Consider the following 20,512-nt stretch of genomic DNA (forward strand, 5'->3'; position numbering starts at 1 on the left):
AACAAACATCATTTTAAAAGCACTCGCAGATCCAATGTGTAAAAACATACTTGTAATGGTACAGCTCGAAGTAGCAGAGAAATTTTGTGCAAATGAGGGCGAAAAAGTGTTTGGATCTTTGAGTGTAATAACTCAAAGTGCTGGAGATGCACAGTTAATTGTGCAAGTTCCACCAACAGCTTTTGAACCTCCGCCAAAGATAGACTCTGCTGTTTTTCTTATAAAAAAGAACAGAGATAGAAATGATGAGGATTTTGAGGGCTTGCTTAGAGTTGCATTTAAGCAACCCAGAAAAACCCTTATGAAAAATCTATCTGAGATCTATAAGAAAGACATCCTTCAAGACGTATTTTTAGAGCTTTCGCTCTCACAAACCGTTCGTCCTCATCAACTATCTACAGACTACTATCACCAACTCTATAAAAAATTAATATAAAAGGAGTTTGGATGTCAGAAGAAATTCAAGGGAGTACAGAGAGTACCCCACAACCAAACAGTAAACCACTCAACACACCAAGACAAAGTAGTGCTGCAAAGCCAAACAGTTCAAAACCAAGACCAGCAGGTGGTTCTAAACCAGCTGCTCAAAACAAAAATAAAAGTCGTGGTCGCCGCAGACAATCAACACCAGTGGATGAAAATCTAAAGTCTTTTGTTGTAAAAAACCAAGAGGCTCACAAGCAAAGACTAAATCCACACTATAAGCTAGATCTAAATTCTAAAGCTAAAGTTCGCATTACTCCACTTGGAGGATTAGGTGAAATTGGTGGAAATATAACAGTTTTTGAAACTGAAAACGAAGCTATCTTAGTAGATATCGGGATGAGTTTTCCAGATGAAGATATGCACGGTGTTGACATCTTGATCCCAGATTTTGCATACCTTCGTCAAATCAAAGATAAGATAAAAGCAGTTATTATAACTCACGCTCACGAAGATCATATTGGTGCGATGCCATATCTCTACAAAGAGATGCAATTTCCTATATATGCAACTCCACTTCCATTAGCGATGATCGGAAACAAGTTTGATGAGCATCATATCAAAGAGTGTAGAAAGTATTTTAACCCAATTGTAAAAAGACAGATATATGATATTGGTAATGATTTTAAAATTGAGTGGATGCATATGACACACTCTATCTTAGACTCATCTTCACTTGCTATCACAACAGAAGCAGGAACTATTATCCACACTGGTGACTTTAAGATTGACTATACTCCAGTAGATGGCTATACAGCAGACTTGCATAGACTTGCTCACTATGGTGAACAAGGAGTTTTATGCCTACTTAGTGACTCAACTAACTCTTATAACACTATACCAACTGGATCAGAGTTAAGTGTAGCTCCTGCACTAGATCGTATCTTTGCAAAGGCAGAGGGTAGAGTTATTCTCTCAACATTTAGCTCAAACATCCACCGTGTATATCAAGCTATACAATATGGTCTTAAGTATAACCGTAAGATCTGTGTTATCGGTCGCTCTATGGAGAGAAACATCGAGACGGCTATGCAGTACGACTATGTAAGACTTAACAAAAATATCTTTGTTGAACCAGATCAAGTAGCACATATGAGCGATAAAGATGTTCTTATAATTACAACAGGATCTCAAGGCGAGCCAAGTTCTGCTCTTTTTAGAATGTCAATTGGTGAACATAGACACATCAAGATAAAACCAACAGATCTAATAGTTCTCTCTTCTCGTGCTATTCCTGGAAATGAAGGCTCAATCTCTGGAATGTTAAATCATCTTCAAAGAGCTGGTGCTAAAGTTGCATCAGACAGAGATATTCACGTTTCAGGTCACGCTTCAATGGAGGAGCAAAAACTTATGCTTCGCCTTGTAAATCCTAAGTTTTTCTTGCCAGTTCACGGTGAATATAACCATGTTATGAAGCATAAAGAGACAGGTATTATGTGTGGAGTTCCAGAGAGAAATATTATGCTTATGACAGATGGAGATCAGATAGAAGTTGCTCCTAAGTATATGCGTAAAGTAAAAACTGTAAAAACTGGTAAAACTTATATAGATAACCAAAATAACCACCAAATAGATGATGATATAGTTCTAGATCGTCAAAAACTTGCAACTGATGGTATCGTCATGCTTGTAGCTCAGGTTGATGGAAAACATACAAAAATGCTAGCAAAACCAAAGGTTACTACATTTGGAATAGTTGCAGATAGACAAGATAAGGCTTTTGCAAAAGAGATGGAAGATATCTTAGAGAACTTCTTGATGCATGTAAAAGAGGGGCAGATCGAAAATCCTAGAGCACTAGAGAATGATTTACGCCAGATTATAAGAAAACATATCTTTAGAAAACTGAAAAAATATCCACTTATAGTTCCTCATGTGTTAGTTTCATAAGCAATATTTAAAGGCAAAACTATGGACAACAAAAAAAACATAGAGTTTGAAAATGCTGTAAAGGTTATGATGAAACATGTGGATGAAGATCCAGAGAGGGAAGGCTTAGAAGCCACCCCTGAGAGGGTTAGAAAAGCATATGAGTTCATATATGGCGGATACAAAGAAGATCCAAAAGCTATCTTAGAGAAGGCTCTTTTTACGAGTTCAAATGATGAGATGGTGCTTTTAAAAGATATTGAGTTTTACTCAACTTGTGAACATCACTTGCTTCCTATCATTGGTCGAGTTCATGTGGCATATATCCCTGATGGAAAGGTTGTAGGACTCTCTAAAATACCACGAGTGGTAAATGTTTTTGCTCGTCGTATGCAGATCCAAGAACAACTAACAGAACAGATTGCAGATGCCATTATGGATACTATAAAGCCAAAAGGTGTGGCGGTAGTTATACAAGCTCGTCATATGTGTATGGAGATGAGAGGAGTTGAGAAGATCAACTCTACTACGACATCTTCAGCATTGCGTGGACTCTTTAAGAAAGATCAAAAAACAAGAAGTGAGTTTTTTTCTTTGATAAATTCACCTACAGGTACACGGTACTAAAAAAGAGCATCACATGCCATTTAAATCTCTCAAATCTAAGATCTCGTCAAAGAACCACTCAGTGGCTTTTGGAGAGATCATTAAAATCAACGCAACCATTATCACAGCAAAAGGCTTAAGTGTCAGTATCGGAGACATGGTGAAAATAGTCTCAAATACAAATAAGCAAGAGAGTGTTGGAATGGTTACAGAGATAGATGGAGTTACATTTTTCATAACTCCTTTTAGCTTTGTGGAGGGCTTTTGTTCAGGCGATAGAGTCTTTTTGGATCAATCTGGTATGAATATCCCAGTTGGCGAATCACTCTTAGGTCGAGTTGTAAATCCTTTTATGCACCCTATAGATGGTAAAGGAAATATTAGTTCAAAACATATGTCTCCTATCATAAAAGCCCCAATTGCTGCGATGAAGAGAGGTATGATAGATGAGATTTTTAGTGTTGGAGTCAAAAGTATAGATGGACTTTTAACTTGTGGTAAAGGTCAAAAACTTGGTATCTTTGCTGGAAGTGGAGTTGGAAAATCAACTCTTATGGGCATGATTGTAAAGGGGTCAAACGCACCTATAAAAGTAGTGGCACTAATCGGTGAGCGTGGTAGAGAAGTTCCAGAATTTATAGAGAAAAATCTAGGTGGAAATTTAGAAAATACTGTAATTATCGTTGCAACCTCGGATGATTCTCCTCTTATGAGAAAGTATGGCGCTTTTGCTGCCATGAGTGTTGCTGAGTTTTTTAAGGATCAAGGCTTAGATGTACTTTTTATCATGGACTCAGTTACAAGATTCGCTATGGCTCAAAGAGAGATCGGACTTGCCCTTGGTGAACCACCAACCTCAAAGGGTTATCCTCCATCATCCCTTACTCTTCTGCCACAACTTATGGAGAGAGCAGGAAAGGAAGATGGCAAAGGCTCCATCACAGCTTTTTTCACTGTACTGATTGAGGGTGATGATATGAGTGATCCCATAGCCGATCAATCTCGCTCTATTTTAGATGGTCACATAGTGCTATCTCGTGAGCTTACAGACTTTGGTATATATCCACCTATTCACATACTAAACTCTGCATCTAGAGTTATGAATGATATCATCTCACAAGAGCATTTACAAGCAGTTATGAAGTTTAGAAGGCTCTATACGCTCCTAAAAGAAAATGAGATGATTATACGAATTGGTGCTTATGTAAAAGGTACTGATAAAGAACTTGATGAAGCTATGAGTAAAAAAGAGGGTATGGAGAAGTTTATGTCACAACTAGCGACTTTTCAGACGACTTATGAAGATGCAAAAGATGAACTAATTTCGTTAATGATGTCTTAGAATTTTAAAATTTATTTTGAGGCTTAGAGGGCTTGAGTCACAAAGAGTGACTCAAAGGTTACTTAACAAGATGGTACGTTACCACTATCGTTAGCATATTCGTTAAAGAAATCATAATAATGTTCTAAATATTTATCTTTTAAAGCATCGTCTGAAGCACTTGGACAGATTCTTTTTAATTCATCTGCTAATGTACCTTCATTTTTGAAAGTTTCCCACTCAAACTGAGAGTGTTGAGCCGCCATTTTAGCACCATTCATATCACAAGCTTTTTTAAGCTTTTTAAGATATAGTTTTTGACCTTTTGCAACATCTGCGCTCAGTGTTACAGAACTCATTCCTAGCAATATAGTTGCAGCAAGTGCAATTTTTACGATTTTATTCATTGTGTCTCCTTATTTGATTCGTACAGTTTAACCAAAATATTATAAAAATAATATTTAATGTAGAGTTAGCATATATAATTTAGCCTATATGTTACAATAAATAGCTTTATCTATTAAATCTTGTGTGTAGGTAAGTTGCCATCTCTTTTGCAGAGTATTTCATGTCTTTTTTTAGGATCTGATCTCTATTGTGTTGCATAATAACATGTCCATCTTCATTTTCGATCTCAAGTAAAGATTCTTTGATCTCATTTAGAGATAAATTAGCCATACTAGGTGTTAGCTTTTCAGTGTTACCTGAACCATTAGAGCTATGGCACTCTATACACATATTGTTATATATCTGCTCCATAGTGTATCTATCAGTTGAACTTGCACCTAGATTGCTGCTAAGTATAAGGATAATTGAGGATAGAAATATAATCATTTTTTTTTGTTTCAAAATTAATTCTCCTAAAAATTTACGATATATTAACACATCTCTGCTTGAGATGTGCTATCAAGAGAAAATAAATAAAGCTTAGTGAGTCTCATCAAGATTGAAGGCTTTAGTACCAATGTAGTATAGAAGCATACAAAGTCCAAGCCCACCTAGAGAGATCATTATCTCAGTAGATGATGGAAAATATTCTATCCACTGTGGAGCTAGTTGATACTCTTTTAATTTTAACATTTGAAGTGGTTTTAGTTGTGTGTCGTGTACAAGGTTGTATCTCATAAAGAAGATACCTATCATTCCACCCATCGAAGCCCAAAAAAGTACAATAGGATTTCTACCCATATCTTTAATAATTAAGAAAAGTGGAATAAGCATAGCTAAGAAAACTTCAGCCCAAAATGTCCAACTACCAAGTATGTGAATAGCTACTTCAGCACGGTTAGGCATACCACCATATATATCTGTTAGCATCTTCCACGTAACAAAGAAAATCAGTATAGAAATTAAAAGAGCTTGTATTTTAGCTAGACCCATAAGTAATTTTTTAGCATTTTCTGGAAAATTTAGTTTATATCTAAAACCAAACATAATAAAGGCTATAAATATACCAGTAATAAAGGCTGTTAAAATAAAATATGTTGGATAATAAACACCATTTGAGATCTGTCTTGCATTTAAAAATCCAAATACACCACCAAGGTTTGAGTGAGCTGCAAGACCAACTAAGAGTCCAGTAAGACCAAAAATCCTTGCTTTTTTCATTTTGTTATTTAATAAGAAGTAAAACTCTACAATCATAAATGTTAAGTAGAGACCATAAAGAGTTCCCATCCACCAAATAGCAGAAGTCAAACCTGGGCTTACAACATTGTAAATAAGCATAGTAACTGGGTGTCCGATTTCAAAAGCGATTACTGCAAAACCAGCGACAATAGTCACAATAGAGCCAAAGATAGCTCTTTTTGAGATCATCATATAGTCTTTAAAACCAAAAACATCACCTAGTGAGCCAACTATACAAAGACCAGTTGAGCTAACAACAAAAAAGATATAGACGCCAATTAAAAGACCCCATGGGTGCTCTCTTGTAACATTGTAGGCGTGATGACCATGTTGTAAATAAATTGCTACACCTACAACAAACAAAGCTAAAAAGCCTAAGATAACAGCAGCTAGAAGTATATTAACAGCAGTTTTTTCAAAACTTAAAAGCGATTTTATAGAAAAATCTTCCCGCATCGGGATATAATCTCTTATTTTCATTATATACTCCTTATGTTAGGTAAAATAGTTTTGGCTTAGTACCGAGATTTGCTTTGAGCGAAAAATGCTCTCTAGTTCTTAATACTTCACTTATTTCACTATTTGGATCATCTAAATCACCAAAAATTCTTACTTTTGTAGGACAAGTATTTTGACATGCTGTGGTTGTTTCACCTCTTGCAAGTCTTGTGTCAGCACAAAAATTACACTTATCAACAGTCATAGTTCTATTATCTACATATCTTGCATCGTAAGGACAAGCATTCATACAGTAGCTACATAAAATACACTTCTCTGGATCAACTCTGACAATGCCACCCTCATCATAGTAAGTGGCCTGTGTAGGACAAACCTCTTCGCAAGGTGCTTCTTCACAGTGTTGACACTGGCTTGGATAGAAAGTGTTTGAGACGATATCAAGCATAGGATATTGACCCTCAATCTCTCCAGTTCCTACCCAAATCCTATGGCTGTCTGCGCCCATTAAGATTCCGTTTTCTTCTTTACATGCTGTTTCACATGCCTTGCAATTGATACAACTTTTGTAGTCAAGTGCCATTCCATATCTAGCCATAAGTTACACCTTTCTTATTTCAACATTTGTTTCATGCATGGCTGCAGCACCATAAACAGGTTCAATGTGGTCTTCAATGATAGTATTGTCATTTCCACCATTTTTATATGCCCAAGTTAAAGCTTCGCACTCTTGTCCAAAACCATGTATAAAAAACACTTGATCTGGAGCAATTTTTTCTGTTGGATATGCTTTTAGCCTAGTCTTACCAATGCTTGAACTAACTTCTACCATATCAGCAAATTTTATATTTTTCATCTCTGCAACTCTTTTGTTGATCCAGATAAAATTCTCAGGCATTAGATCTAGCAACATGGTGTTGTTAGCTGTTCCGCTTTGAGTAAACTGAGCATGACGACCGGTGAGAAGCTTAAATTTACCCTTAGGTACATTAAACTCATACTCATCCCTCCATATAGGCATGGCATCTATTCCTTTACTAGTAAAAGATTCCATAACACACTCAACTTTTCCAGATGGAGTTATAGGCTTACCACCTTTTATGCTGTATGCTTTTTTATTTTCAGGGTAGTATTGGTACTCATTTACAGAGAGTTGCTTGTAGTATTTGTCTTGTTTTGGGTAGAAAACACCATCTTTATCAAGTTTTTCAGCAGCTCCTATATACATAGCTACCGAGTGATGGTTGATCTCTTCTTGAGAGTGTAAAAATGGTAGAGTAAGATCAAATTCAGCATATACTGACTCTTCATCACTATCTTCTATCTCATCTTGGATCTCTTCATCATATTTTTTACTGATCTCAAATAGAGGTTTAGAGATTTTCTTTGTTAAACCTCTTAAGATGTCAATAACAGGCTTACTCTCAAACATTGGTTCAATTACTTTGTTTCTAACTGCAAAAGATGGCTCAACACCACCAAATGTTTTAATAGGATCTGTCCTTTCTAAGTAAGTACACTCAGGGAGCACAACATCTGCATACATTACAGTATCGCTTGGCATTGTATCTATTGTTACAACAAGTTCCATTTTCTTAAGCATCTGCGCAGTTTTCGCTGTGTTTGGCATATTTGCCATAGGGTTGTGCTTGTAGCAGAACATCCCTCTGACGTTGTACTCCATTCTATCTTCTATGTATCTGTTTCTCCAACTGATCCAAGAACCACCACCACTTACAACAGCACAATCGTCATAACCTGTATGACCTTCTTCATTTGGAGTTTTTTTGCCCATTGCTCTAGCTTGAGCTTTTTCATATAGAGGTTGTAAGCCTTCATGCTCTTTAAGAGGCAAAGTGCTACCAAAAACAAGTCCACCTTTTGTGTCAATTGCCCCATGCAGAGCTTGAAAAATTGCCATAGCACGACGAAGTTGGAAGTCATTTTTAGCAAAAGTACTTCTCCTTCCTGGATAGTAGACCGCTTTTGGCGCGTGAGCTGCAAATTCTCTAGCTATTGTATAGATATCTTTAGCTTTTATTCCAGTTATTGGCTCAGCCCACTCAGGTGTATACTTATTTGATATAACACTATTTTGGTACTCATCAAAACCATTAAAATTCTCAGCTACATACTCTTTGTTATGTAGCTCTTCAGTCAGTGTTACATAGGTTAAAGCGAGTACAAATGCTAAGTCAGTTCCAGGTTTTATAGCTAACCATTTGTCCGATTTTGCTGCAGTATTTGTAAATCTTGGATCTATACAAATAAGCTTAGCACCACGACGCTTAGTTCTTTTAAATGCATCCATAGTATCTGGAGTAACAATGGCTTCTGCTCTATTTGCACCAGCCATAATGATATACTCTGCATTGTCTAGATCTGCTAGGGGATAGGCGCCGATAGTTACACCATATCCTGAGGCAACAGTTTGAAGACAGATTGATGAATGATTTAACCAGTTCGCAGAACCAAAAGCTTGGTAGAACTGTTTAAATGTATGTTCAGCCATACCTTCACCCGCACAAAAAAGCAGTGAAGAACGATTATCTTCCTCTTCATCAAGAATTTTTTCAAGACCAGGAAACTTATCTGTACCATGAAGAATAGCTTCATAAGCTTCATCCCAAGTTACTCTCTTAAACTTACCCTCACCCTTCTCACCAATCCTAATCATTGGATATTTTAGTCTATCTGGATCATAAACTGATTGAATACCAGCATTACCTCTAGCACACAACATATTTTTTGATTTTGGAAACATTGGATTTGGATTTAGTTTTGTGATGACACCATTTTCAACTCTCGCTAATGCTGCACATTTGTTAACGCACATCTCACATAGTGTTGCGATTTCATGTGCATCACCATTTTGTGTTTTTGTATTTTTAAATGAGACTCTTTCAGGCTTTGAACCCTTGGACAGTAGACTTGTAGCGCTAATTGCTGTCGCACCGACAACACTCATAACTACACTTCCTTGAAGAAATTTTCTTCTTGAAATTTCCACTTTCATTGGCATTATCCTCCCATAGTATTTTTTATAAAACTATTAATAATAGAGTTAAATTAAATCTTAATTTAACTAACTAGTATAGATTGGAAAATTGTACTTAAATTTATCTTACATATACTTTATATATATTTATATTTTTAATAAATAATTGTTATGTTTACTCCTATTTATAATAAATAATATCTATATTTTCAAGCATACCTTTGTCAAAATTTTTATGACATGCAAAACAGTTTGCTTTTCTTTTCACTTCTTTTGATCTAAAAATATGTGGCGGAACGTTCGCATGTGCATCTTTCCAATACTGTATTTTTGTTATAGACTTTCTACCCCGAGCTCCATCTAAAGATTTCATAACCCTAACAGATATCTTTCTTGTACTATGATCTGCACTATTTTCCTTTAGATAAGCAAAGATAGTTCTTTGTTCATTTAGAGAGATTCTATTATCCTCTTTTTTATGATCTGGTGAGATCTCTTCGCCAAAGTGGTTGCTTATGTCATCTTGGATTCTCTCCCATGATGAAGCTGGTAGCATAAAAGGGGGATAGAGTTTATGGCATGTTCCGCACTTGTGAGCATATGCTGGATTTTCTTGTTCATAATTTATTTGGTCATATATGCTAACTACAAAAGGATTATTTCTACCATCAATTGAAACATAAAATACCATTGCAGAGATAAGAAGAAAAACATATGTTAGGCTACTTTTATATTTTCCAGGCTTAGAGTCTATCCCTTTTGTCTTTTTATAGCCTGTTATCATGGCAAAGAGCATTCCAGTTTTATGATAAAACTGTTCTACCAAGACACCTGAAATATGAATAATAACCCAAACCAATAGAGTGTAAGAGAGATACATATGAATATCAAATAGTATGTCCATGTACATGTAGTAATGGCAGTTTAAAAAGCCAAGATAGCCCTTACCTTCTTGTATACCATAGAGTAAAAGACCTGTAATAGAGATGATTGAGCCTAAACTTAGAACTATTAGTGTAAACCAACTTGATGCAGGATTATGACCAGCGGGGATCTCTCTCCATCTATTTTGTACTTTTTCTATAAAATAAAATTTTAGTTTTGCAAGTGAAAGTTCAAAAGTGTTAAATGTGGCATATCTAGGGCCTACGAAACCCCAAATAATTCTATACACAAGCATTAGACCAAATATAATACCAACAGCAACATGAAGATTTAGTAGATTTTTTTTAAGTGAAAAGATAAAAGATAGAGTAAATGTGGAAGCTATAAGCCAGTGTATAACTCTAGTGTAGATTGGCCAAACAAAAACTTGGTTTTTTCTTTTGTTCAATTATTTATCCTAAAGGCTTAATGCGCACGATTGTATCACATTAAACCTTTAAAAATAAAAAAAGACAGTTAATTGGTCTTTAGGTTTGATAGCTAGAGAATAACTCTCTTCTAACTATTTTTTGCTTAGTTTAGACATATACTCAGCCATAGAGTTAATATCGTAATCGAAGCCTTTATCAACAAGTTTTTGCATGTTGTGTTCCATGATTTCGTGATCTGTACCAGAAGATTGGTTCGTTCCACCATTTTTTACATCAAATAGATCTTGAGCCATTTCGCCCGCTGTTCTATCGTTAAGTGCAGGTGTTTTCTTTTCAACATTACCTTCACCATTCAGACCGTGACACTTGCTACATGATTTTTCATAAACTTCTGTAGTGCTGTATTTATATGTTTTAACTTCAGTAGCTTTTTTCTCACCACTACAACCAGTAAATGCTATAGCTGCTATCGCTACAAGTGCTATTGTGCTTATTTGTTTTATCATTTTATTCTCCTAATATTCAATATATTTTTTTGTTAAGCTCTACCGCTAAGCATACCATGGATAGTCATTGGCTTAAGTGCATAAACCTTTAATAACCACCATATCCATCTCTCTTTAGTTGGATCAAGTGGGAATGATGGAGTTGGTTTTTTACTCCAGTCAAACTCTGCAAGCATAACTGTGCCTATACTTGTAATAAGAGGACAAACTGTATATCCGCCGTATTTACTTGGTAATGATTTACCTTCCATTGATGCTACTAGGTTGTCAACAACTACTTTGTACTGCTTACGAACAGATCCACCTGTTTTACCCATCGGAACAGCGGCAACATCACCTAGACACCATACATTTTCATACTTAACATGTCTCATAGTCTCTTTAGTTACAGGAACCCATCCTTTGTCAGAACCAACATCAGAGTTAGCAACAACATCCGGAGCTTTCATTGGAGGAGTAATGTGGATGAAATCATAAGGAACTTCAACTAGCTCACTCTTAAGTTCTACACCATACTCTTCTAGATCTTCATCCCATGCACCTTTTTCTGTCCAGTGATGGTTAAAAGTAGCTACTTTGCCTTTTGTGTCAATTTCTACAAGATTATGAGCGTAGTGCCACTTAAATCCTCTGTCTTTGTACTGTTGTAAAATAGCCTCATGATACTCAGGAACACCAAACATTTTTCCACCATTTGGATAGAGTGTAAGCTCAACTTTATCTCTCACGCCAGCTTCTTCAAGGCGAGAATTTACTAGATACATGATTTTTTTAGGTGCACCACCACATTTGATTGGAGTATTTGGGTGTGTAAATACTGCTTGTAATTTTTCTGGACCTTTGTGAGCTTTTGCTTTAGCTACTAACTCTTGAATACCTTCCCATGTTGCAGTTGAACCATCTCTAAAGTAGATAGAATGAACACCATCTTTACCAACTGTTTTTTTAACAGAAGCGTTGTCTGTTCCTGATGAAGTGATAACACCGTCAAGACCTTTAATAGCTGCGTAGTTAAGCATAAGACCAGTAGCTATAATCATGTGATCATAAGTAACTTCTTGGGAACCATCAACAGTTACAGAATTACTATCAGGATTAAATGCAGTTACGCTTCCTTTAATTAATTTAACTCCACTTGGTAAAAAGTCGTCTCTGTTGTAAGTGATGTCAGCAGCATCCCATAGTCCAGCACCTACAAGTGTTTGACCTGGTTGGTAAGATACAGAAGTTGGATCTGGCTCTATAACAGTAATGTCAGCGTTTGATAGAGTGTTGTTAAGTCTTGCAGCTGTACTCATCCCTGCTAGCCCACCACCAACGATAACAATCTTGCCTTTTGCACTTGATGCGCTTACTGATGAGGCACCAATAGTAGCACCGGCTAAGATAGATGCAGCCATTGGAGACACACTTAAATACTTTAAAGCTTCACGACGAGACATGATCTCTGGATGCTTTTCTACTTCATTTAGAATTTCTTCTAAGATTTCGTTTTTTTTCATACTACTTCCCCTATGTTTTGATAATACGAAGATTGTACAAGTTTGAGGCTTAATTATTTTTTAAATAAGCTTTAAGTTTGTAACTTTAGTGTGATATATCATAATTGTGTGATAGTGTGTTTACTTTTAGCGTAAAGATTGTTTCAAAAGAGAGCTAGAGAGGAGCCAAACAAAAGTGACAAGATCATGCCATATAGGGCTTTAGAGAGGCTATAATTATAATAGATATAAGTTTTTATGAAGTTGCTATGAGTGGAGATAAGAAGCTAGAAAGCTAGCTTCTTAACATTTTTTAATATCTATATCTGAAATATACACGAATATCTTGTGCTTTTTCAACTGGATCCATACCTTGAGCTTTAGCTTCTGCCATAGTCATAGGTGTTCCGCCATCTCCAAAGAAACCATCTGAACCTGTATACTCATACTTTATATATGTATATCTAACTTGCATAGAAAATACATCATCTATAAGTGGTTGAGTCCAGTAAGCTTCATAAGCATCACCACGAGCAGCTAACTTAGAACCAATGAAAGTATCTTCACCATAAGTAAATGGTCTCCAGTACTTAGAACCATGGTTATACTCTAGTCCAAATTTACCACCAGTTAAGTTTGGCATCTGAGCACCAAGCCAAACAGAAGTACCTGTTTTATCAGAAGTACTACCAAGCATTGAAGCAAATGTATCAGTTGCACCTGTCGTTGGGTTCGTAATATGTTGAGCTTTATTATCTGGACGAGTTATTGATGCTCCAAAAGATGCAAAAAGTGTAGTCCCATCTAGAAAATCATTGATCTCATTACCAATACCCTCTACCTTAGCAGAGATAGCCATACCATCCATATCTCCAACAGTTTTTAATGCCATTATTGGGGCTTGTTGAGGAGTCATAGGATTAGCCCAGCTATCAAAAGCTAAGCCAGGAACATTAAATCCTCTGTACCACGTAGTAGATACTGCATATTGACCATCATCATAAGGAACGAAGATAAAACCTGCTAAATCAATAGTATCAAGAGCACCATCTTCTTTGATATAGTTTGGAGAAGTTGGACCCATTCCAGAAGGTCCTGTTGCTGTATCGGCACTATTTGCCCATGACTTAGCATTTGTTAGACCACGACCAAGACAAAGTTTAAAGTTCATACCAGTTACAAACTTATCTAGTGAAACACCAGCAGATGCTCCATCAAACTCCATGTTGATAACATGACCCATAGGAGATTTTGATTGATCATCATCTCTTAAGTTTACAAGGTAGCCATTAGTAGAAGGACGACGACCAACACTTACAGTCATAGGAAAGTTACCAAGAGTTGGAGTCCATAACCAATAAACTTCTCTAACTCTTAGCTTATCATCATTTAGAGCTTCACTTGAGATCCAGTCAAAAGTATCAAAGCCCATTCCTCTTTGAGGCATGCCAGATGAGCCATTCGCAGATGCACCAAAAGCTTTATGGTAAGCTAGTTGACCTTTAAAAACCATAGTATCAGTAGGAGCATAACCCATACCTAACCATAAACGATTTGAATAAAGACCATCATTTTTATACTTTTTTCCACTTGCAGTTTTGTACTGTAAGTTATCATAAGAAGTTCTAAAATCAACATCAAACTTGATATTGTCTTTAGCAGCTAGTGAGTTAACCTCACCAATCTTCTTTATGTTTCTATCTTGTGTCTTTTCTATCTTCTCAAGCTTTTGAGTTAGTTCGTCTATCTGCTTTTGCATTGCTGCATCTGCATAAAGAGCTGTACTTAAAAAAGCAACCGTTGAAAGTGCGATGATTTTTTTCATAAAATCCCCTTGTGTTTTAAATTCTCTAAATTCTATCAGGTTTGGTGTGAAAATAACTAGGAAATGGGAAAAAATATGTAAAAAGTTACAAATTTGTAACTTATTGTGTGATATTTGTGTGATATTAACTATTCTTATGTAGTGAGAGTTAATCAGAGCTTATTAATAGCATAACCAAGTATTATTTTTACTTATAATTTGATAGCTTTATGGTATGCAAATTGGCTATTTTAACACTAAGCCTTAAGATGTTGTTTATATAGAATAAAACTATAGCTTATGTTTAAAAACATAAGCTATAAAGATCTAGTATCTGTAAGAAACAGCAAATCTTATATCTGAAGAAGTTATATCAACTTTTTTAGGTTCAACCCAACCTGCACAGTTTATGTTTGGAGTGTAGTCATGTTGTGCATATGTATATCTGATCTGAGATGGAAGATACTTTACTCCAAAAAGATCGAAATTCCAGTAGGCTTCATATGCAGATCCACGAACCGCTACCTTAGATCCCATAGCAGTATCTTCGGCCCATGTCATTGGTGTCCAGTATTTTGAGCCTTGATTGTACTCAAAACCAAACTTTCCAGACTCTGTGATCATATCTGGAATAACTGCACCAACCCAAAAAGATTGACCATCTGTAGAACCACTTGAACCCATTATTTTATGACCACTCTTTGCATTGTAGTTAGTGTAAGCAACAGAAGCAAAAAGAGTAGTACTATCTAAGAAGTCGCTTATCTCATCACCTACACCATCAACTTTTAAGCCTAAAGAGAAGAGATCTGCATAGCCTGCTGAGCCTTTTTTAAGAGTTACTCCAGGGTTAGCAACTGGATCTGGAATAAGATTTGGATTTTCACCTTTAGTATCAAAAATATGTGCCCATTGGTACATCACTTGATATTGACCATTGTTATATGCATCACCTAGGAACACAAAGAAGTCAACATTTTCATCTTCTTTATCATTTGTAGTAGCATATGGAAACCTCGCTGCTGAGTCTTCTCCATATACACCATGACCTTCTCCCGTATGTGCTCTACCATATACAAGTTTAGAGTATGCGCCTGTAATAAAGCGGTCCCAACCTAGCTTTAACATAACTCCATTTACTTCCATGTTTGTGATATGAGCTAGAGGCGAGCCAGCTTTAGGTTCATTTTCTCTAAAATTTGCTAAAAAACCATTTGTAGCTGGTCTTCTACCAATACTAAAAGTATATGGCTGTGAACCCACTTTGTTTTTATACACAAAGTAAGCCTCTTTTATCCTCATAACACTATCAGATGCTTTAGATGAAGCTGACCAATCTTTTAACGGACCTTCGTTATGGTAGAGATCTGCGCCCCATGTTGAATAGACTCCAAAGTTACCAAAAAAAGCGAGACCATCCATCGGTGATGCTTTCATTGTAAGAAATAGCCTGCTTGATAGTAGAGAGTGGTTTCTAAATTTCTCTCCAGTATCGTTGTTTTTATACTCTAAAACATCTACAGCATTTCTAAAATCTATGCCAAATTTGATGTTGTCATTAGCACTTTGTGACTTAACTTCACTTAGTGAGTCTCTTGTTCTTGTGTGATCTTTTTTAAGATCTTGAAGCTCCTTTGTTAACTCATCTATCTGAGTTTGAACATCCGGACTTGCTAGAAGTGAACTACTTAAAAGAGCAACTGTTGCAATTGATAGAACTTTTTTCATTATTATTCCTACGTTAAATTTGTGAAGTTTAACATAGATAACTTTAGATAATTTTAAAGATTTGTTTGAATTATAATTATAACTTATTCTTAGAATATTTGAAATGCGATAAGACTTATTGCCATAACAAACATACCAAGAGTGATACCGACTATGGTTGTGTGGGCGTTACCGTAAACTCTTGCCGCTGGAAGAAGTTCATCAAATGATATATAGACCATGATCCCCGCAACAATTGCAAAGGTAATGCCAAGTGTTGCATCTCCCATAAAGGGGAAAATAAGGAAAAATCCCACAAGCGCTCCAACAGGCTCTGCTAACCCTGAAAGAGTTGCATACCAAAATGCACTTTTTTTATTTCCTGTAGCGTGATAGATAGGTAGAGATACTGCCATTCCTTCTGGGATGTTATGAATAGCGATTGCAAAAGCGATAGATATGCCGACACTTGGATTTTCTAGGGCAGATACGAAAGTCGCAAAACCTTCAGGAAAGTTATGTATGGCAATGGCAAGAGCGGTAAAAACACCAGTTCGTTTGAGTGAAGAATTTCTTATAAGAGAAGCTTTTGTATCTGGTTTTAACTCTAGTAGTTCACTATTGCTTTTGGTTTCATGCGGATTTACATCTTCGGGAATTATCTTATCTATGAACGCAGTTAACAAAATTCCTGCAAAAAAATATAGGATAGTTAAAGATTCACCGATGATTTGGCTTGAGTAGATCTGTGAAAAGGACTCTTTTGATTTGACTAAGATCTCCATAAAGGAGACATAGATCATCACACCTGCAGAAAAACCCATGCCGATGGATAAAATAGTGTAGTTATTTCTTTTTGAGAAAAATGCTAAAACGGCACCTATTGAAGTAGAGGTCCCTGCCAAAAAAGTAAGCATAAAGGCAAAAAGAAAAGTCTCAAGGGATATATCTTGCATACCAAGCCTAGAAAATAGTTTGAGTTAGTATAGCTTATTTAGAAGAAGTTGTGTGGAGACTCTGTTGTTGAACTCATTTTTACTAACTCTATAACTACATGTGAGTTTTCTGTTTTTTGGCATATGAAAAATAGTTCTAAAAGCTATGATCTCTATGGTCTTTGTATGGTGTGGATATTGTCTAAGAGTTATTCTAGAGTGTGAATTGTCACTTCCCATAAGTTTTATATCTACAACTTCTGCATCTTGAAGTAAAAAACTAGGACGATTGTTTGCTTCTCCAAAAGGCTCAAAACTCTCTAATAGATCTAGTAGTTCATAGTCAATATCTTCAGCATCTAAGATGCCTAAAACTTCATCTTTTGCTATAAAAGCATCTGCAGGAATTGAGGATGCACTCTTGTTGATGGCTACTCTAAAACTCTCAATATCTTGCTCCATCAGCCCTAAACCAGCAGCCATCTTGTGCCCACCAAACTTAGTTAACAAGTGTTCATTGGCTTTTATAAGCGCATAAATACTAACCTCGCCTATGCTTCTAGCACTTCCCTTTGCTATGCCATCTTTTATGTTTAAAACTATGGCAGGTTTTGCAAACTTATCTACAAGTCTAGAAGCCACGATACCAACAACTCCCTCATGCCAGTTCTCGCTTGCTACGACTATGATGCTATCATCTTCATTTACTTCAAGTATAGCCTCACTCGTAGCTTCTTGTTCAGTCTCTTTTCTAAGTTCATTTAAAAGTGTGAGCTTCTCAAACTGCTCATATGCCTTTTGTAGAGTTGGGGCTGTGAAAAACTCTAGTGCGATGGAAGCATCTTCGAGTCTTCCTGCGGAGTTTATACGAGGAGCTATTTGAAAAGCTATATCTTCTGAAGAGATGCTAGACTTGTTTAAAAAGTCTCTTATGATGATGGAAGCTGGTCTTTGAGATCTCTTTAAAACTTTTAAGCCCTCTCTTACAAGGGTTCTGTTTATGTCGATGAGTGGCATAATGTCTGCAATGATAGCGATGGCTAAAATGTCTAAAAACTCTCTCATATCTATCTTAAGATCTAGCTCCCTTTTAACTAAAGCCAGAAGCAACCATGCTACTTGAGCACCACAGATCTCTTTAAAAGGATAGTTACAATCATCAAGCTTTGGATCTACTATAGTGTAAGCATCTGGTAGATCTGCACTTGGTGTATGATGATCTGTTATGATGAGATCTATGCCTCTTTCTTTGCAGATACGAGCGGCTTCTATAGCTGTTATGCCATTGTCTACAGTTATGATGAGATCTGCATCTACTCTCTCTAAAACGTTAGGACTAACCCCATATCCATCTCTAAAGCGGTTTGGGATGATGGCATCTAGTGGATATGGGATCTGCTTAAAAAACTCCACCATAATAGCACTAGAACTTATCCCATCTACATCATAATCTCCGACAAGAGTGATCTTTTGTCTAGATCTTATGGCATCTGCAATTCTTTTTGCTGAAGTAGTTGCATCTTTTAAGAGGGCTGGATCTGGGATCTCTTTGAGTTTTTTATCTCCACTCTCAAAGCGACAAGAGAGTAGCTCAAAGAGTGCTTGTTTGTTTAGTATCTTCAACTACTCAAGAGCACCAAGAGATGCTTTAACAAAAGCGAGGATAGAAGGGTTTGGAGTTTGAAGTCTTGAGGTAAACTCTGGATGAAACTGAACACCTAAAAACCAAGGATGCCCTTCTATCTCAACACTCTCTATAAGTCCATCATATTCGCCCGTTACAATCATTCCAGCAGCTTCAAGTTGATCTCTATATGCAGGATTGGCTTCATAACGATGACGATGTCTTTCATATATTGTTTTTTCACCATTGTAAGCTTCTCTGATTATAGAACCCTCTTTTGTGTCGCATGGATACTCTCCAAGTCTAAGTGTTCCACCCATTGGAGATTTGTGAGTTCTTATCTGCGAATCTCCATTTTGATCTAAAAAGTTGTCTATAAGATAGACCATAGGATGAGGAGTTTCTTCATCGAACTCAACAGAGTTTGCACCCTCTAAACCTAAAACATTTCTAGCGTACTCAACTAAAGTGAGCTGCATACCAAGACAGATCCCAAGATAAGGGATCTTGTTAACTCTCGCGTACTCTATGGCTTTTATCTTACCCTCAACTCCACGATTTCCAAAACCGCCAGCTACTAAGATGGAGTCACAATCACCAAGTAGTACTTCAGCTCCTCGCTCCTCAACTTCTTCAGAATCTACCCAAGTTATATCTACTCTAGTATCAAGATGAGCGCCTGAATGGATAAGTGATTCTGTTAGTGATTTGTAAGCCTCTTTTAACTCTAAATACTTTCCAACAAAACCTACAACTACACGGTTTTTGGGCTGAACTATCTTTTTAACTAGAGAGTCCCACTCTTCCATATCAGGATCAAGTTCCCCTAGATCTAGCTCTTTTGCTATAGGTTTTAAAATATTTTGTCTTAAAAAAGTAACAGGAATATCATAAATAGTAGCAGCATCAAGTGCTTCAATGACACTATCTTGAGAGACATCACAGCTCATTGCTAGCTTTTTCTTAAAAGTTTTTGGCAGAGGAAATTCACTTCTTGCAATAATCATCTGCGGAGTAATCCCAATACGACGAAGCTCTTGAACTGAGTGCTGAGTAGGCTTCGATTTCATCTCTCCAGCTGCTTTTATATAAGGTATAAGAGTTACATGGATAAAAAAAGTACCAACAACTTCTTCATCATGCTTCATCTGCCTAATAGCTTCCATAAAAGGAAGACCTTCTATATCTCCAACAGTTCCGCCAAGCTCAACAACTAAGATCTCATGGCCTTCACCAGCTAGTTTTATGCGGTTTACGATTTCGCCTACAATGTGAGGAATAACTTGAATAGTCTGCCCTAGGTAACCACCAGCTCGCTCACGCTCTATAACACTTGAGTAGACTTGACCTGTAGTAAAGTTACTAGACTTTAAGTATGAAGTGTCAAGAAATCTCTCATAGTTTCCTATGTCTAGATCTGTTTCAGCCCCATCTTTTGTGACAAAAACTTCACCATGTTCTAGTGGACTCATAGTCCCTGGATCTACATTTATATAAGGGTCAATTTTTAGCATGCCGACTTTTTTACCAGAGTGTTTAAGCAGTGTTCCGACACTTGCTGCTGTTATCCCTTTTCCAAGAGAACTTAAAACTCCACCAGTTACAAAAATATACTTTGTCATGCTTTTTCCTAATTTATAGTTTTTGATTTTGCCTGTCACTGAGATAGCATCTACTCACGTAAGCGAGATGTATAGTGACTATTTTTAAATATAATTAATCGCGGATTATATTACAGAGTCTCTTAAAATCTCTATAGCTCTTTTTAAAAAAG

General features: G+C 36.5%; 17 protein-coding genes. 4 read left to right on the forward strand and 13 right to left on the reverse strand.

Features of this window, described 5'->3' with window-relative positions:
- The 4 genes from M0Q24_RS08065 to fliI all read left to right on the forward strand — a co-directional run.
- On the forward strand, window positions 1–436 hold a 436-nt coding region (locus M0Q24_RS08065; protein WP_295049419.1), incomplete at its 5' end, for an rRNA adenine N-6-methyltransferase family protein.
- 11 nt (window positions 437–447) lie between these two features.
- Window positions 448–2,376 (forward strand): ribonuclease J, encoded by a 1,929-nt coding sequence (locus M0Q24_RS08070; RefSeq protein ID WP_295049422.1) that lies wholly within the window; start codon window positions 448–450, stop codon window positions 2,374–2,376.
- 21 nt (window positions 2,377–2,397) lie between these two features.
- Window positions 2,398–2,982: a GTP cyclohydrolase I FolE gene (folE, locus tag M0Q24_RS08075; RefSeq protein WP_295049424.1), complete on the forward strand. Its 585-nt coding sequence runs from the start codon at window positions 2,398–2,400 to the stop codon at window positions 2,980–2,982.
- 13 nt (window positions 2,983–2,995) lie between these two features.
- On the forward strand, window positions 2,996–4,303 hold the full coding sequence (gene fliI / locus M0Q24_RS08080; protein ID WP_295049427.1) for a flagellar protein export ATPase FliI: 1,308 nt from the start codon (window positions 2,996–2,998) through the stop codon (window positions 4,301–4,303).
- 62 nt (window positions 4,304–4,365) lie between these two features.
- On the opposite strand, the gene M0Q24_RS08085 is transcribed toward fliI, so the two are convergent.
- The 13 genes from M0Q24_RS08085 to M0Q24_RS08145 form a co-directional block, all read right to left on the reverse strand.
- Window positions 4,366–4,689 (reverse strand): cytochrome C, encoded by a 324-nt coding sequence (locus tag M0Q24_RS08085; protein ID WP_295049430.1) that lies wholly within the window; start codon window positions 4,687–4,689, stop codon window positions 4,366–4,368.
- Between the two features lie 106 nt (window positions 4,690–4,795).
- Window positions 4,796–5,131, reverse strand: coding sequence for a c-type cytochrome (locus M0Q24_RS08090; protein ID WP_295049433.1), 336 nt, complete (start codon window positions 5,129–5,131; stop codon window positions 4,796–4,798).
- Between the two features lie 78 nt (window positions 5,132–5,209).
- Window positions 5,210–6,391 carry an NrfD/PsrC family molybdoenzyme membrane anchor subunit gene (nrfD, locus tag M0Q24_RS08095; RefSeq protein ID WP_295049435.1) on the reverse strand — a complete coding sequence of 394 codons (1,182 nt, stop codon included), beginning with the start codon at window positions 6,389–6,391 and terminating at the stop codon, window positions 5,210–5,212.
- Window positions 6,392–6,401: 10 nt separating this feature from the next.
- Window positions 6,402–6,965: a 4Fe-4S dicluster domain-containing protein gene (locus tag M0Q24_RS08100; RefSeq protein ID WP_295049438.1), complete on the reverse strand. Its 564-nt coding sequence runs from the start codon at window positions 6,963–6,965 to the stop codon at window positions 6,402–6,404.
- Between the two features lie 3 nt (window positions 6,966–6,968).
- Window positions 6,969–9,383, reverse strand: coding sequence for a molybdopterin-dependent oxidoreductase (locus M0Q24_RS08105; RefSeq protein ID WP_295049440.1), 2,415 nt, complete (start codon window positions 9,381–9,383; stop codon window positions 6,969–6,971).
- Window positions 9,384–9,546: 163 nt separating this feature from the next.
- Window positions 9,547–10,698, reverse strand: a complete 1,152-nt coding sequence (locus M0Q24_RS08110; protein WP_295049443.1) for a cytochrome b/b6 domain-containing protein — start codon at window positions 10,696–10,698, stop codon at window positions 9,547–9,549.
- Window positions 10,699–10,812: 114 nt separating this feature from the next.
- Window positions 10,813–11,187 carry a c-type cytochrome gene (locus M0Q24_RS08115; protein WP_295049446.1) on the reverse strand — a complete coding sequence of 125 codons (375 nt, stop codon included), beginning with the start codon at window positions 11,185–11,187 and terminating at the stop codon, window positions 10,813–10,815.
- 32 nt (window positions 11,188–11,219) lie between these two features.
- A complete protein-coding gene (locus M0Q24_RS08120) occupies window positions 11,220–12,689 on the reverse strand; it encodes an FAD/NAD(P)-binding oxidoreductase (RefSeq protein ID WP_295049449.1) in 1,470 nt (489 codons plus the stop codon).
- Window positions 12,690–12,981: 292 nt separating this feature from the next.
- The gene (locus M0Q24_RS08125) at window positions 12,982–14,493 is read right to left on the reverse strand and encodes a DUF3373 family protein (RefSeq protein ID WP_295049452.1); all 1,512 of its coding nucleotides are present in this window, start codon (window positions 14,491–14,493) and stop codon (window positions 12,982–12,984) included.
- Window positions 14,494–14,799: 306 nt separating this feature from the next.
- A complete protein-coding gene (locus M0Q24_RS08130; protein WP_295049455.1) occupies window positions 14,800–16,200 on the reverse strand; it encodes a DUF3373 family protein in 1,401 nt (466 codons plus the stop codon).
- A gap of 89 nt (window positions 16,201–16,289) precedes the next feature.
- Window positions 16,290–17,135 (reverse strand): zinc transporter ZupT, encoded by an 846-nt coding sequence (gene zupT, locus M0Q24_RS08135; protein ID WP_295049458.1) that lies wholly within the window; start codon window positions 17,133–17,135, stop codon window positions 16,290–16,292.
- A 24-nt stretch (window positions 17,136–17,159) separates the two neighbouring features.
- Entirely contained in the window at window positions 17,160–18,737 is a 1,578-nt protein-coding gene (recJ, locus tag M0Q24_RS08140; protein ID WP_295049461.1) for a single-stranded-DNA-specific exonuclease RecJ, read from the reverse strand.
- On the reverse strand, window positions 18,738–20,360 hold the full coding sequence (locus M0Q24_RS08145) for a CTP synthase (protein WP_295049464.1): 1,623 nt from the start codon (window positions 20,358–20,360) through the stop codon (window positions 18,738–18,740). It lies immediately after the preceding gene.
- Between the last annotated feature and the right edge of the window lie 152 nt (window positions 20,361–20,512).

This window comes from Sulfurimonas sp., assembly GCF_023228785.1.
Lineage (GTDB): Bacteria > Campylobacterota > Campylobacteria > Campylobacterales > Sulfurimonadaceae > Sulfurimonas.